Source organism: Paenibacillus sp. OAS669 (genome assembly GCF_014873645.1).
In the GTDB taxonomy this organism is placed as follows: Bacteria; Bacillota; Bacilli; order Paenibacillales; family NBRC-103111; genus Paenibacillus_S; species Paenibacillus_S vulneris.
Map to the genome: position 1 here is coordinate 23,277 of NZ_JADBDR010000015.1, position 15,068 is coordinate 38,344.

Annotated in this window: 17 protein-coding genes; all 17 read right to left on the minus strand. The window is 48.4% G+C overall.

Annotated features, from left to right (window positions below):
- Positions 1 to 28: 28 nt before the first annotated feature.
- The 17 genes from GGC63_RS26280 to trpD all read right to left on the minus strand — a co-directional run bounded on the left by GGC63_RS26280 (position 29) and on the right by trpD (position 14,996).
- On the minus strand, positions 29 to 694 hold the full coding sequence (locus GGC63_RS26280) for a DUF1405 domain-containing protein (protein WP_318781127.1): 666 nt from the start codon (positions 692 to 694) through the stop codon (positions 29 to 31).
- A 120-nt stretch (positions 695 to 814) separates the two neighbouring features.
- Positions 815 to 1,696 carry a menaquinol-cytochrome c reductase cytochrome b/c subunit gene (locus tag GGC63_RS26285; protein ID WP_079910664.1) on the minus strand — a complete coding sequence of 294 codons (882 nt, stop codon included), beginning with the start codon at positions 1,694 to 1,696 and terminating at the stop codon, positions 815 to 817.
- Between the two features lie 149 nt (positions 1,697 to 1,845).
- Complete coding sequence (qcrB, locus tag GGC63_RS26290; RefSeq protein WP_079910665.1) at positions 1,846 to 2,517, minus strand: menaquinol-cytochrome c reductase cytochrome b subunit; 672 nt, start codon at positions 2,515 to 2,517, stop codon at positions 1,846 to 1,848.
- A 16-nt stretch (positions 2,518 to 2,533) separates the two neighbouring features.
- The gene (locus GGC63_RS26295) at positions 2,534 to 3,082 is read right to left on the minus strand and encodes a ubiquinol-cytochrome c reductase iron-sulfur subunit (protein ID WP_079910666.1); all 549 of its coding nucleotides are present in this window, start codon (positions 3,080 to 3,082) and stop codon (positions 2,534 to 2,536) included.
- A 251-nt stretch (positions 3,083 to 3,333) separates the two neighbouring features.
- The gene (locus GGC63_RS26300) at positions 3,334 to 3,762 is read right to left on the minus strand and encodes a DUF2487 family protein (RefSeq protein ID WP_192704860.1); all 429 of its coding nucleotides are present in this window, start codon (positions 3,760 to 3,762) and stop codon (positions 3,334 to 3,336) included.
- Between the two features lie 117 nt (positions 3,763 to 3,879).
- Positions 3,880 to 4,071, minus strand: coding sequence for an IDEAL domain-containing protein (locus GGC63_RS26305; RefSeq protein ID WP_079911043.1), 192 nt, complete (start codon positions 4,069 to 4,071; stop codon positions 3,880 to 3,882).
- 382 nt (positions 4,072 to 4,453) lie between these two features.
- Positions 4,454 to 5,590 carry a hypothetical protein gene (locus tag GGC63_RS26310; protein WP_192704861.1) on the minus strand — a complete coding sequence of 379 codons (1,137 nt, stop codon included), beginning with the start codon at positions 5,588 to 5,590 and terminating at the stop codon, positions 4,454 to 4,456.
- 150 nt (positions 5,591 to 5,740) lie between these two features.
- The gene (locus GGC63_RS26315; RefSeq protein ID WP_192704862.1) at positions 5,741 to 6,316 is read right to left on the minus strand and encodes a histidine phosphatase family protein; all 576 of its coding nucleotides are present in this window, start codon (positions 6,314 to 6,316) and stop codon (positions 5,741 to 5,743) included.
- Between the two features lie 73 nt (positions 6,317 to 6,389).
- On the minus strand, positions 6,390 to 7,022 hold the full coding sequence (locus tag GGC63_RS26320) for an anti-sigma factor family protein (protein WP_225948518.1): 633 nt from the start codon (positions 7,020 to 7,022) through the stop codon (positions 6,390 to 6,392).
- Positions 7,019 to 7,609 (minus strand): RNA polymerase sigma factor, encoded by a 591-nt coding sequence (locus tag GGC63_RS26325; RefSeq protein WP_079910670.1) that lies wholly within the window; start codon positions 7,607 to 7,609, stop codon positions 7,019 to 7,021. Before GGC63_RS26325 ends, GGC63_RS26320 begins: the two co-directional genes overlap by 4 nt.
- Before the next feature lie 414 nt (positions 7,610 to 8,023).
- Positions 8,024 to 9,115, minus strand: coding sequence for a prephenate dehydrogenase (locus GGC63_RS26330; RefSeq protein WP_192704863.1), 1,092 nt, complete (start codon positions 9,113 to 9,115; stop codon positions 8,024 to 8,026).
- A 58-nt stretch (positions 9,116 to 9,173) separates the two neighbouring features.
- On the minus strand, positions 9,174 to 10,274 hold the full coding sequence (hisC, locus tag GGC63_RS26335; protein WP_079910672.1) for a histidinol-phosphate transaminase: 1,101 nt from the start codon (positions 10,272 to 10,274) through the stop codon (positions 9,174 to 9,176).
- 185 nt (positions 10,275 to 10,459) lie between these two features.
- Complete coding sequence (gene trpA / locus GGC63_RS26340; RefSeq protein ID WP_192704864.1) at positions 10,460 to 11,269, minus strand: tryptophan synthase subunit alpha; 810 nt, start codon at positions 11,267 to 11,269, stop codon at positions 10,460 to 10,462.
- Positions 11,256 to 12,461 carry a tryptophan synthase subunit beta gene (gene trpB / locus GGC63_RS26345; RefSeq protein WP_079910674.1) on the minus strand — a complete coding sequence of 402 codons (1,206 nt, stop codon included), beginning with the start codon at positions 12,459 to 12,461 and terminating at the stop codon, positions 11,256 to 11,258. The genes trpA and trpB overlap by 14 nt, the downstream gene beginning before the upstream one ends.
- The gene (locus GGC63_RS26350) at positions 12,454 to 13,161 is read right to left on the minus strand and encodes a phosphoribosylanthranilate isomerase (RefSeq protein WP_192704865.1); all 708 of its coding nucleotides are present in this window, start codon (positions 13,159 to 13,161) and stop codon (positions 12,454 to 12,456) included. The genes trpB and GGC63_RS26350 overlap by 8 nt, the downstream gene beginning before the upstream one ends.
- A 7-nt stretch (positions 13,162 to 13,168) precedes the next feature.
- Positions 13,169 to 13,966 (minus strand): indole-3-glycerol phosphate synthase TrpC, encoded by a 798-nt coding sequence (gene trpC / locus GGC63_RS26355; RefSeq protein WP_079910676.1) that lies wholly within the window; start codon positions 13,964 to 13,966, stop codon positions 13,169 to 13,171.
- Positions 13,956 to 14,996 (minus strand): anthranilate phosphoribosyltransferase, encoded by a 1,041-nt coding sequence (gene trpD / locus GGC63_RS26360; protein WP_079910677.1) that lies wholly within the window; start codon positions 14,994 to 14,996, stop codon positions 13,956 to 13,958. The genes trpC and trpD overlap by 11 nt, the downstream gene beginning before the upstream one ends.
- Positions 14,997 to 15,068: the final 72 nt, after the last annotated feature.

Genomic DNA, 15,068 nt, shown 5'->3' on the forward strand with positions numbered 1-15,068 from the left:
CCATCATCCTATGGAGGGATGTCCACATTTAGACCTCTCGTTTAGCTAAAACTTGTCTTATCTTATAGATGATGAACGCAACAATGATACTAACGAAGCTTAATTCAATTGTAAATGAAGCAACGGCAGGTAGATCGTCCATCAAGGTTTCAGGCAGCCAAGGAAATACACCTTCAACATAGTCCATATAATCATTACACAGTGCCCATATGCCCACAAGCAGGATCGGCCAAACACGATACGTGTACAATCTCAAGTATAACAACGCCTCGGCAGCCATTCCAAGATGGGATATTGTCAGCATCCAATCCTGCCAGCTGACTTCACTTCCTTGGTACACTCCTGCCCATATCATAGTGACAGCCCATGTTCCATATTTAAAGGAAGTAATGACTGCAAACGCTTCAACAAAGCTTCGGATTGCACTTTGCTTAGGTTCAGCTATCCTTCCCTTATAGGAATCCACAAGAAGATAGACGAGAGTTCCCGTAAAGAACAAGCTTGCAGTCGGGCTATCCGGGACAAAAGGAAGGTAGGCTGCAGACATATTCTCTATTGTATATTCCATTTGTTTCCAGTACCATTCATAGCCATAAATCGTACCCAGAAAGTTGATCCAGAACAACGACCAAAGCATAAATCGGCTCCCCAGGAAAGCCTTGGAAAAATAGGTTCGAAGCGACATGCTAAGCATTGGGTTACCTCCCGCACATATGCATTGCTTGTATTCAAAATTGAGGTCATTTAATTAGAGAAGTTGAACCTACTAATGCCGTAAAAAGACCTGACCGCAAGCAACGGTCAGGTCTCTAAACTATTCTTTCTTCTGCTTAGCCAACCATTCAGCCACCTTGTTGATGTCTGCGTCAGTCAAGCCTTTTTTGATATTTTCATCATATTGTGCGGACATGTTGCCTTGCCCTTTTTTAATGATGTTCATGATCTCTTCTTGGCTGTGCTTATCTCCGACACCGCGCAATGCAGGGATTCCGGAAGAAGGCATCCCTTTCAATTCGCCGCCATGACAAGCTACGCAAGTCGCTTTCTTGTACAGCTCAGCGCCAGGATCATCAGGAGCAACGATAGCAGCCGCTGCCGCAGGCTTCTTAGCTCCGCCTCCGCCGCTTTCCCCTTTGCCGGCATGCAGTTCTTCTTCACGCTTAATGTGCTCAGGAACCATATTCTTTTCCTTCATTTCATGCTCATAGTGCGTCCAAGAAACAACCGTCAAATAAGTACAAGCGATAAGAGTTAAGAACATCAACGTTGAAGCGATCGGACGTTTGTAGAAGCGTCTTTCTTTTCCTGTATCCAGGAAAGGAGCAACCATCAAACCGCCGAACATGATGGCTGGAACGATCAACGTACCGAATACGACGAATTGATCCGAAGTATACGGGTATTTCAACAGTTGGTACATAAACAGGAAGTACCAGTCAGGCATCGGAATAAATTGCGTATTGGTCGGATCCGCAGGATATCCGAGCGGAGCCGGATCAGACACAACTAACACCAAGATCCCAACAAGTACAACGACCCCAACCATCCATTCTTTTAACAAGAAGTTCGGGATGAACACCTCGGATTTCCCAGGGAAGGCCGAGTAATCCGGTTGACTCATTGAGGAAGATTTAGCGCGAACGCGCGAATCTCCTACATAAACGATTTTTTCGTCAGACTTATGGCCGTGTGCCAATTTCGCCCCTCCTTACTTACTTCTTTTTGTGTCAGAAAGCTGGGTCGGCTCTGGCTGAGCGTCAGACAGCTCTCTGCACGCAAGAACAATCACCGTGACAGCACAAGCGACCGACCATAGAGGACGATCTTATGTACTGCGATATCTCATTAAAGCGGACCGGAAATCCCTTGCTTACGAATCATAAAGAAGTGTCCCGCCAGCAATGCCAACAGCACGCCTGGCAAGAAGAACACGTGCAATGCAAAGAATCTAGTCAAGGTCTGAGCTCCGACAATCTCTCCACCTTGCAGGAAGGTTTTGATGTAATCGCCGATATAAGGTGCAGAAGCGGCAATTTTGATACCTACTTGTGTTGCGAAGTATGCTTTGTTATCCCAAGGCAGGAGGTATCCTGTGAAACCAAGACCCAACATGACGAAGAAGATAAGCACACCGACAACCCAGTTCATTTCGCGTGGCGCTTTATAGGAGCCTGTGAAGAACACGCGAAGCGTATGTAAGAACATCATTACGATAACCAAACTCGCTCCCCAGTGGTGCATACCGCGTACAATAACGCCGAATGCTACTTTATGCTGGAGATAGTCAACACTCGCGTAAGCGTTGATAATATCCGGTACGTAATACATCGTCAAGAACATCCCGGACAAAATTTGAATAACCGTAATAAAAAACGTCAATCCACCGAAGCAATAAACAAATGCGGAAAAATGGTGTGCCGGGTTAACGTGTTCAGGAACCTCGTGATCGGCCACATCTCTCCACATCGGCGTGATATCAAGACGTTCATCAATCCAGTTATACATAGCTTTAAACATCCGATGTTACGCCTCCTTATTTCACCCTTTTGTTAGGACCAAGTTGTCCTAAATAAACAAAGCCGTTCTCAACCTTCAGATCGTATTGGTCCAAAGGCAATGGCGCAACAGCGAGGTTTTTACCGTCTACTGTATAGTGTGCGCCGTGGCATGGACAAAAGTACTGGTCCTTAAACTCCGGATTTGCATTCCAGTTAACCGTACATCCAAGATGCTTACAGGTTGGATTCAATGCGAAGATATTGCCATCTTTATCCTTCGCAATCCAAGCTTCCAGCTCAACGTCGCTCTCATACCAGCCGTCAATCTGATGCACTTTAAATTTGAAGGATTTAGGTTCGCTTGCAATCTTTGATTCTTCAACTACTTTAACCCAAGCAGCTTGTGTTTTCGGTTGAAGTACCGGATCGACAGCAAATCGTAGCATAGGAACAATCATTCCGGCGCCCATGAAAGCTGAAGCACCACCAAGGGTATAGGACAGGAACTGTCTGCGGGACATCTCGCGACGTTTCACTGGTCTCTCTCCCTGATGCTGCGCATCATGGCTATTGTGCTCACTCATTCTCGTTCTACCCCCTTTTGCAACATATATCACGTCGTTCGACATAACTTTACACCACATACTAGGACATTACTAATAATAGCTTACGACTCTAGGTGCGTCAAGAATGTCAACTTCCATTTCGAGCCATCAATTCTTGTCCCAGTAGTAACATTTAACGAAATTGTCACATCTGTTCACAAAGAAATTTTTCTTTGTCCCGTTACTTAGAATTAGCAAAAATGTAACCAATCATACACTACGTGCAACCCTTACTTCTGCGCCCATAAACTTTGCAGCTGCAAGGCAATGTTCTGCTTCACTTCCGCCGAAGATTCACCCAACTGCTCCGGAGTAAGTATAAATGCCAAATCGAATGCTTCCCCGCTCTCGGGCAGTTGAATCCCGTTCGAGGCCGATACGAGAATCAAGTAAGGAAAGCTTTGTTTTAACCTTTCACAGACGTTTATAAGAAGCCGTTTACCTTCTTCTCCTTCTATATAATGAAAAGCGGGATAGGTCAACACGCGCCCCTTGTACGGAATCTCAAAGCAATCCAGCGCATCCCTCAGCTTTTCCAGCGCCTGGGTCGCCTCCCAAGGCTGCTCACTGCCTGTCAGGCCGGTTACCGGAAGCAGACACGTATCCACATAGGGGCGCAGTTCTTCCCAAGATGCACTTTCCACATCGCTAAACTTCATTCCATTCGCCTCCGCGTTCAATTAGTTCCAACTCACCATAACACAAAAAAAAGACATATGAATCATCTTCACATGCCTTTCAAAAAAATGTCATAATTCAGGCCAAGGTGCTTCGTTTTATTGACCATGTGCATTGAGCGATTTCAGTTCTGTAGTGAGGGCTAGAAACGAAACTTCGTCTCCCTTTGCCAAAGCTATATCAATCTCTCTGTACAAATACTGCTCCTTGTATTTGCGTATGGCTTCATCAAGAACCATCTCCGCAAACAAGCCCAGCATCATATCATTGGAAACATTCATTTTGCCCATAGAACCTACCTCCAAACCGGTCCGCATTTCAACTATTTTTACGCTTTTGGCCTCACATGTTGTCTTTTTTTCGATGCTTTTCTTCACACAGCTGCCCACCGGCCGCTTGATTCGCCGCAGACATCATAGCCGCAGCTCTAGTACCAATTTTCCGTGAGCCTGATGAAAGGGTAAGAGGAGAATGCCGCTTCTCCTGCCTTAACGAAACTGCCCCTACTAAAGCATATTCATGAGCGCCGCCTCCGTTAAGTACAATAGCCCCCATCCTGATGAATGTGTCTTTACCTATTCGGGTTTGCCGAGAACAATTGAGGCGCCTTACCCTGATTGATCCTTTGATCCTAATGAACCCGCAGCCTGTTGGCGAAAATTAGTCTAATGACTAGCTCAGGCTCTCGCGACTATCGAACGGAAGGGCGACTTTATCCTCTTCATTCACATAAATCCCTTGAACAACGCTGCTTCCTAGCTTGGACATTTGAATCACGGTCCCGTCTTCCTCCGTCTCGCCGATACGAAGCAGCCCCAGGTGCATCATCATTTGTAATATTCTCTGTTCCAGTATGGAATCGGGAGTATCGTAATAGAAAGGACGAACTAACGGCAGCAGGACTGTTTTTACGGAAGCTAGAGTTACCCAGCTCGGCGCAAGCTTTTCGATCCAGTACACAAGGGATTGCAGGTTAGGAATCGCATTCTTGTATAACCGCAGCCAAAACTTGTATACCTGCAGGATATCTTCCTTTTGCCCGTGAGCTACTCGACTCGCCCCTTTTTCACTTAAGGCCAGTACCTGGTTGTGCTCTGTTATCAGTTCAGCATAATAGCAGTAATCATAGATGAGGGAGAACCGATTCGGGTAATCCTTGAAAAATCGTCCGTAACCGAAGCGCCAAGCTGTTTTGCCAACCGGCTCCTCCTTTACTGAAAAACGGTCGAGAATCTGCTGAAGCTGCCTCTTGTACAGCGTGGTATCCGATGTCAAAATCGCTTCATTCTGCTGCACGTAATGGAGAAAATGATAGATGTCGTCGATCAGCAGCTTCTGCTCGTCCCGGTATACGATGGGTTCATTGGATTTCACGAGCTGCTGGCGAAACTGCTTGGCCAAGGCTTCGCTAAATCTTCGTTTAAGATCGGCAGGCACCTGGAACAAATAGCGGGTGTTTTGAGAATATCCGTTGAAAAGCCATCCCCGCTGCTTAAATCGGGAGATCATGTCCCTGGGGTTCCACATCTCATCTTCATCCTTCGAGAACCGGCTTTGCTGCACTCGCGCAATAAGCTCTTCCAGACTAAAGGATCCCCGCTGATCAAAGATTAGAGAATTTAAGAATCGAACGTCCTCGATGGACAGATCTATAACCTGACGCTCAAATATCTCCCTTCGATTGACCGTCGACAAGATGGACTGGATCAGCTCATTTTTGGAGTGGCCGTTGCAATCGCAGTTGTACGTATTAGCGATCCGGCTCAACTCGTGAATATCCGCATAACTCAACATATCTGCTAAATTCATGGCACCACACCTCCAAAATAGGCTTAGTACCATTATGGGAAGATGTTCCGTTTTTAAAACGCATATTCTGAGAAAAATTCATCTCTATTGAAAAACAAAAAAACGCCCCCTTAGCTAGGAGCGTTATCAGAGCCTCGTTCTAAAATTTCGTCATGGATTCAAATGGTTTGTACAGTTCAATAATGTGCAGGTCCAATTCTTCGGAAGGCCTTCCACAATCGTAAGCGAGGTGTTGCTCAAATGCTCTTCGATCGGTTGGCCCAGCATCATCTCAACAACAGGGGCTATATAGCCTCCGTGACTGACGATCAGAATTCGTTTACCAGCATGGTTCGCCAGCAGCTCTTCCATAAAAGAGTGCCACCGGGCTAACAACGCCTCATCCGGTTCCATCCCCAGATCAGCCTGCCTCCATCCTTCACCCCAACGTGAAATCCGTTCCTCCAGAGTTGTCCCTTCAACCAGTCCAAAGGATCGCTCACGCAGACGAATATCACTCATTAGGATCGGGGTACCCGTAGTACGCGCTATCGTCTCCGCTGTTTGCTGAGCCCGAACCAAGTCGCTCGTTACAATACCGTCCCAAGCCTCTCCCCTAAGTCTCTCCGCCAGAAGCTTTGCCTGATGAATCCCCACCTCAGCCAGAGCCGTATCCATTTGGCCTTGCATTCTCCCTGCCAAATTCCATTCCGTAGTCCCGTGCCGAATAAATCCTAATGTAATCAAATTATCCTCTCACTTTCCGTTTTTTCTCTGAAGATGACAAACGCCCCGGCATCGGGGCGAAGCTCATTCGAACCTATGATTTCGTTCTGGAAAACCAATTCATGATAAGCAGCGTGCAGGTAAGACCTAACAGCGAAACGAAAATTAAGTAGTCCTTGAACGTATGGATCGGGCCTACCTGATACATGAACGGTTCGCTAAACCCTTTTAAGCTAGCCACCGCGGAAGGCATCGTATGTACGTTCATCGAATCCGATTGACTTCCTGCGACGACGACGGGATCCCCGATTCGCCCGAATACGGCAGAGCCTGACGTGGAAGCAGTCATTTCCGGTGCGGCTTGATGCGTGATGGAGTATACGAATGAAAAAATAAACAAGGCAAGGCAGAACGCGACGACCGCCGTAATATTCCTGCGCAGCTTAAACGAGATGGCATACATCCGATCCTTAACCGGCACCCTCCAGGATTCATCCTCATAGATGCGGTTCATGACATTGCGGGAAATCGGCGTAGAAATCTCAGCCAGCTCTTCAGCGCCTGCCGCGGATTTAATCAGCTCCGTGCTCTCGCGCCATATCTCAAATTCCATCGCGCAGTAGCTGCACGTTTTAATATGCTCATCCACACATTGTCTTTTTAAGTCATGCTCAGGCAAATCCCAGTAGGTACCCAGCAGCTCTTGAATATCTTCACACTTCATCATCGTTTCATCCCTTCGTACTCCTCAAAGATCGGATCGAGAAAGTATGGCTCCAATTGGAGCTTTACACTGGCTCTGGCTCTGAACAGCAAGGATTTGACCGAACTCACCGTCTGCCCGAGGATATTGGCAATCTCCTGGTAATCCAATTGGTCGTATTCGCGCAGGATAAGCGCGGACCGCTGCTTCTCAGGCAAATTGTTGATAGCCTCACGTACCATCGTCACTTTCTCATTCCGAAGAACCGTCAATTCCGGCATCACATCCGACCCGGCATGAGGCTCATGTCCGCTTTCTTCCAAAGATACCTTGATACTTTTATTTTTACGCAGCTCGCTCAGCACCGTATTCCTTGCTATCGTATACAGCCATGTAGAGAAGGTCGCCTCCACCTCACGAAAGGAGTGCAGGCTTCGGTACGCTTTATAGAAGGTCTCATTGCATAAATCCTCCGCGAACGATTCCATCTGGGCGCTCTTCAACATGTGATAGATAAAGGCAAGAATTTTCCGTTCGTAGCGACGCATTAGCTCATCATATAATTGGACGTTGCCGTCCTTGATCTCTCTGATCAACTGGGAATCGGTCATTTAGTACGACCCTCCTTGTGATTCCTGGTTACTCCCAGTGATACTACTTGTTTTTACTGTAGGGGGAGTAAAAAAGTTGCGGTATTTTAAAAAAATTTTAGGAATACTTTTAGCCTTATTATTTTATTCGGTAAACTTGGTCAAAAATCCTGCTTAATCGACAGCTTTCATACAACTTTCAGAATAACTTCCAAAAAAAGGTGTATGTACCCACTACCTATTCTATTACTTATACTAGAAAAAATGGTTATAAACACAAAAAAAAGAACCACCTGCATGAGGTGGCTGCACATAGTGCCATTATTCGGATAGGAGTGGAGAGAAACCATACTGTACTTTTATTATATGTATACGTTTTCAAAATGTCAATACTTTTTTGAAAACGTTTTATTTTATTTTTAGAAAAAAAGAGAACTACACGTGAACCGCGTAGTTCTCTTCTTTCAATAACTCGATAGCCTTATCCATGTGGTATTCCTCACGGAAAGACAACCGAAGGACCCCCGGGATGTCCTCTCTGCTTTCAATGATTTGAATATTGCTGAGGTTGATCCGGTGATTCCCAAGCAGTGTAGTAATTTGACCGATGATACCCGGATGATCCGGTACGTCAACATAAACTTCATACACGGAGGTCAGCACGCCCTTGCGTCTCTCCGGCAATGCGGAGCGAAACTTATTGGCACGGCGGAACTGTTCCTCTATCCCCTCACGGTCGTTTTGCCTCAGCTGCTCTATAAACCGTGCAATCTCCGAGTTCCAATCCTCCAGCAGCCGCAGGATCACTTCTCTGTTGTCGCTTAAGATGTCGCGCCAGACAATCGGGTCACTAGACGCTATGCGGGTAATGTCCCTGAAACCTCCAGCGGCCAAATTTTGATAGTACTCGTTCGACTCGTTGTAGCCGGCGATCTGATTCACCAGCGCAACCGCGATGATATGCGGCAAGTGGCTGATAGCCCCGACCACTTCATCATGCAGCTTGGGATTCAGCTTGACCAGGTGCGCGCGAGTCCATTGAAGCAGCTCCGCCAGACGGTTGTACACTTCGTCCGGAATGGTTTCATCCGGAGTCAGTACATAGAAGGCATTCTCGTACAAATGCGACGTCGCCGCTTCCGCACCAGACTTCTCCTTCCCTGCCATCGGATGTCCTCCAATGAAGTAAGCATCCTTCAGCTTCAACGTAGAGGCGAAGGACGAGATGGACGCCTTGGTGCTTCCTGCATCCGTAATAATGCAGCCCGGTTTTAAAGGAAGCTTGGCGATCTTGGCCAAGTATTCTTCCAAATTACCGACAGGCACACAGATAAAGATGAAATCGGCGTCCTTTACGGCCTCTTCCATGGAAGTAGTCGCATGGTCAACCACTTGGCGTTTTAAATAACGTTCCACCGATGCTTGGTTCGGAGAATGACCCACCACCGTAATTCCAGGCTTGCCTTTAAAACAAAGCGCTAAGGACCCTCCAATGAGTCCCACGCCAAAAATAGCGATTTTCGTCATGAATAGCTTCCTTCTTTGAATTTGCTAACAGACACTAAAGCAGTGCAGTGTGAAGATATTAAGCGATAACAGCCACTTCTTCAAGTGTCTCTTGCAGTGCGCGGATAAACTTCTCGTTTTGCTCTTGGCTGCCCACCGTAACGCGGAGCATGGTCGGCATACCCCAACCCGGATCGTGGCGCACGATTACACCCTTGCGGAGCATGGCCTCGAACACTTGGCCTCCCGGACGCTCTACATCAACCATAATAAAGTTGCCGTGTGCAGGATAGTAATTCAGCTTCATTTGATCAAATTGAGCCGATAAGTACTTAATGCCAGCCGCATTGGCTTGACGGCAATCCTCTATAAACTGCTCATCTGCAAGAGCGGCTAAAGCAGCTTTTTGCGCAAAGCTTGTTGTATTGAACGGCTCGCGAACTTGATTGATCGATTTAATCACATCTGGATGACCGATACCGTAACCGATGCGAAGAGAAGCCAATCCGTAAATTTTAGAGAAGGTGCGAAGACTGATGACATTTTTGTATTGCTTGATAAGACCGATGCTGTCAGGGTATTCACCGCTCACGTTGTATTCCGCATAAGCTTCGTCCAGCACGATCAGCACATGAGGCGGAACGGCATTAATAAAGTCAACCACCTCTTGATGGGAATGCATCGTTCCTGTAGGATTGTTAGGGTTGCACAGCCAAATAATTTTGGTACGTTCATTGACTTTGGCCAGCATGCCCTTCAGGTCCTGAAACCCGTCGATGCAAGGCACTTCTATGCAAACAGCTCCCTCAATCTCGGCATTGTGCTTGTATTGCGGGAAGGTAGGCGTAGCCATGATGGTTTCATCACCCGGTACGAAAAAGGCGCGGGCCAGCATCAAAATGATTTCGTCAGATCCCGCTCCGAAAATAACCTGGTTCGTTTCTACTCCGAAATGGTCTGCTACCGCCTTCGTCAGATCAACGGCTCCGCCGTCCGGATAAATGCTCGTTTGATCGAGCAGCGAGAGGATCGCCTCTTTTACTTTAGGAGAAGACCCGAACGGATTTTCGTTAGAAGCCAGCTTGATGACTTCCGTCAAGCCCAGTTCACGCTTTACTTCTTCCATAGGCTTGCCCGGTTTGTAGACCGGCAGATGGACAATGTTTTTCTTAGGTTGCACTTTAGGGTCACCTCATTCAAAGTAATAATCCAATTATGGCAAGTGCGTGCTCCGATTGAACACGCTCGCTATTTGTTGCTTCCTATCAATTTTCTCACAACTATGAAAAAAAGAAAAGTTTTATATTAAGTCGCATCCACCAAAAAAATACCCTCGCCGATCCTAATGATCGCGAGGGTCCTGCTTTATCCAATTAACTGGGTTACGAAGTGATGAATTTGCATAAGTGCCTGCGGCCGCGTCTCCTCCTGCTCAAATAAAGGAAGTGCCTCCTCTACCTGGCGGACCAGCGCGCTACCGACAACGATGCCGTCACAAATCCCGGCGAATCTTGCAAACTGCTCATGCGTCGAAACGCCAAAACCGATAGCGATAGGCAGCGAGGTCGACTCCTTCACCGTCTTCAGGAAATCGTCAATTCCGCTGTGAAACTCGGTTCTTGTACCGGTAACTCCTAAGGAAGAAACACAGTAAACAAAGCCGGAGGCACGGGAGACGATTCGCTTGATACGGTCGTTGGATGTAGGTGCGACGAGTGGAATCAAATGAATACCGTGCTCGTCCGCCAGCTTACGTACCTCTGCGTCCTCTTCCATCGGCAGGTCGGGAATAATCATTCCGCTAATATCGCTCTCCTGCAATAGGGTGAAAATTTTGTTCAAGCCGAATTGCAACACGGGATTATAGTAAGTGAACAAGATGAACGGCAGCTCGCAGCCTTCGCTCCGTGCCTGTCTTGCCACTTGAATAACATCTTTAATGGAAACCTGATGCTTCTTCAGAGCCCGCATCGAAGAACGCTGAATGACTGGACCGTCCGCCAGCGGATCCGAATAAGGAACTCCCAGCTCCACCATGCTTGCGCCGGACTTCTCCAGTTGCTTAATAATGTCAACCGAAGTCTTCAGGTCCGGATCGCCAATCGATAAAAAAGGAATAAAGGCCGGCTGCTTCCGTTCTTTCAGTTCCGCAAATGTACGATCAATGCGATTCATGAACAGCACCTCCCAAATAGCCCATAATCGCTTCTACGTCCTTATCTCCGCGGCCGGACAAGCTGACGACGATGACTTCGTCTTTGCCCATCGTTGGAGCCACCTTCATCGCTTGAGCGATGGCATGAGCGCTTTCCAAGGCCGGAATAATGCCTTCCGTACGGCTCAACAGCTGCAAAGCGTCCAACGCTTCCTTGTCCGTGATCGGATAGTACTCCGCACGTTTGGAATCTTTAAGATAAGCATGCTCAGGACCGATACCAGGATAGTCCAGACCGGCGGAGATCGAATGCGCCTCCTGTACTTGTCCGTATTCATCCTGCAGCAAGTAGCTCATCGAGCCTTGGAACACCCCATGGCTGCCCAGAGTCATGGTTGCAGCATGCTCCTTCGTGTCGATCCCGCGGCCGGCCGCTTCGGCGCCAATCAAGCGTACGCCTTCATCCTGCACGAACGGATAGAAGATCCCGATGGCGTTGCTTCCGCCTCCTACTGCGGCAATGACCGCATTGGGCAGCTTGCCTTCCAACTCAAGAATTTGCTTGCGGGCTTCATCTCCGATAATGCGTTGGAAATCGCGAACCATCATCGGATACGGATGCGGTCCCGTTGCAGACCCAAGGATATAGAAGGTATCGTCAACATGGCTAACCCAGTAGCGAAGCGTTTCGTTGCATGCGTCCTTCAGCGTGCGGGTACCGGATGTTACCGGTACGACTTCCGTACCCAGCAGGTTCATCCGGAACACATTAAGCTGCTGACGCTTCATATCCTCTTCACCCATGAATACCTTACACTCGTAGCCCAGCAGAGCGGCAACCGTTGCTGTAGCAACGCCGTGCTGACCCGCTCCGGTCTCGGCGATCAGCTTCTTCTTGCCCATCCATTTGGCCAAGAGTCCTTGACCCAATGAATTGTTAATTTTATGGGCTCCGGTATGATTCAAATCCTCGCGCTTCAGGTATACTTTGGCTCCGCCCAAGTGAGCGGATAAGCGCTCGGCGTAGTAAAGGGAGGTTGGCCGGCCCGAATACCGGTGCAGCAAATAGGTCAATTCCTGCTGAAATTTCTCTTCCTTCACATACTTCTTATAAGCTTCTTCCAATTCAATCAATGCGTTCATTAACGTTTCGGGAACGTAGCGTCCCCCAAACTTCCCAAATCGCCCATGCTCATCTGGTACGTTATACACGATGCTTCACCCTTTCGACAAAGCTGGTTATTTTTGCAATATCCTTTACGCCTTCCGTCTCTACACCGCTGGATACGTCTACTCCGTCAGGCGTATAAGCGTCCAGCAGCTCTCCTACGTTATCCGCATGCAGCCCGCCGGCCACAAGCAAGGGGACTCCCGCCGACCGGCTCCATTCCTGGTAGGGCGGGATGGTCTCCCAAGCAAATGTTTTGCCTGATCCGCCGCCATACACAGGATCAAACGTATCCAGCAAGATGGCATCCACAACATCCTTGAACGGATCAAGCTGCGCCGCAATGACATCCTTAGAGCTCTGAGGACTCTCATGCTCATCCCCTTGCCGGACATTCGTTACGGATACAACTTTCCACAGGCGGATTCCAGGGAATGCATTCTTAATCCAACGGCATTCCTCCGGGGTTTCATGCCCGTGAAGCTGTAATATATCGAGCGGAGCCTCCTTCAGAACGTCAGCCAGCTCCTCCATTGACGGGTTAACTAGCACGCCCACAGTCAGAGGAGCCGCTTTTCCGGAAGCCTTCCAATCCGTTATGACACGAATCAATTCTCCTGCCTGCTGTGGAGTTACCTGACGCTTGCTCTTGGCAAAAAGAAAGCCGATGTGATCTATCGGCAAATGCAGGATGGATTGAACGGTTTGTACATCCTTCAACCCGCATATTTTTACGCTTGTCATGACTGTTTTACCCCTTTACGGCAGCGTTTCCCATCAAGTCATGCACAGCCTGCTCAACGATTGGCTGACGCATGAAATGTTCTCCTACCAGCACCGCTTTCGCGCCGATCGATTGCAAATATTCAATTTCTGACGGTTGCGAGATGCCGCTCTCACTTACAATCGTTACATCCTTTGGAATAAAAGAGATCAGCTCCTCCGTCGTCTTCAGATCCGTTACGAAGGTCTTCAGATTGCGGTTATTAATTCCGATCAATGTTGCGTCCAAGGTCAGCACACGGTCCAGCTCTTCCTTATCATGAACCTCGACCAGCACATCCAAACCGAGGTCTTTGGCCGTTTCTGAAAACTGCTTAAGCTGTTCAGTTGTTAAAATGGCCGCTATTAACAGGATAGCATCGGCTCCGATGCAGCGGGCTTCGTAGATTTGATGGAGGTCAATGGTAAAGTCCTTTCTTAACAAAGGAAGCTTCACGGATTGTCTTACCCTGCTCAAATACTCATTGGAGCCCTGAAAATAGTCTACATCGGTTAATACCGATAAGCAATCGGCCCCTGCTCTCTCATATGCCTGAGCCAGCTGTACGGGCTCAAAATCACTGCGGATCAACCCTTTGGATGGCGATGCCTTCTTCACCTCAGCAATGAGCCCCATAGGACGTTTGCGGCCTTGAGCCAGTGCTTGCTCAAAGCCCAGGCAAGGGGGCAGCGCGGCAATGCGCTGCTCCATTTGGGCTATCGTTACAGTTTGCTTCAATGCTTCAACTTCCTGTACTTTGGTTGCTACGATTTTATCAAGAAACATGTCTGATTTCTCCCGTAAATTGGACTAGTTCCTGCAATTTATTCAAAGCCTGACGCGAATCGATCACATGAGCCGCATACTTCACGCCCTCTTGCAGCGTAGAGCATTTGCCTGTCACGTAGAAGCATGCCCCTGCATTGGCAAGCACGATATCGCGGCAAGCGCCTGTTGCGCCATGGAACACACTGCGAATGATTTCTGCATTGGTCGCCGCATCTCCGCCGACCACCTCTTTGATGCTGTAGCTTTTAAGTCCGAGCAAATCCGGCGTTACCTCGTAAGTAAATATATCCTCGTCCTTCAGCTCCGTCACCTGCGTTGCATCGGAAATGCTGATTTCGTCCAAGCCGTCGAGACTGGCTACGACCAGCGAACGCTTCACACCCAAGGCTCTCATGACATGAGCCATCGTTTCCGTTTTGCCGCGGTCGAATATACCCAGCACTTGACGATCGGCGCCCGCAGGGTTCGTCAGCGGCCCGAGAAGGTTGAATACTGTGCGGAAGCCCAGCTCCCTGCGCGGAAGCGCCGCATGCTTCATCGATTGATGGTACTTCTGCGCAAACATGAAGCAGATCCCTACTTCTTCCAGACATTTCGCGGCATACTCCTGGTCCAGATCAATATTGACGCCCAGTGCCTCCAGCACATCCGCGCTGCCGCTCTTGCTCGACATCGCCCGGTTGCCGTGCTTGGCAACCCGAATTCCGCCTGCAGCCGCAACAATAGCCGCTGTGGTCGATATATTGAACGTATCGGCTCCATCTCCGCCCGTACCGCAAGTATCCAGTAATTGAGTACGTTCCGTCCGTACATGGTTCGCTTTCAATCTCATCGCTTCGGCAAACCCGGTAATCTCCTCGATTGTTTCCCCCTTCATTCTAAGCGAAGTGAGAAAACCTCCGATCTGCGCCGGTGTCGCCAGGCCATCCATAATATCGGACATTACGTCTCTGGCCTCTGAACGCGTCAAATGCTGAGCATTAATGATTTGTTGTATCGCTTGTTGAACCGTAACCTTTTTTTCCATGTGAACTGCCTCCCCATAATTTCATTAGCAGCCGACAATGACCCCGAAGCCCTCCGGCTGGCAGAGTAATAG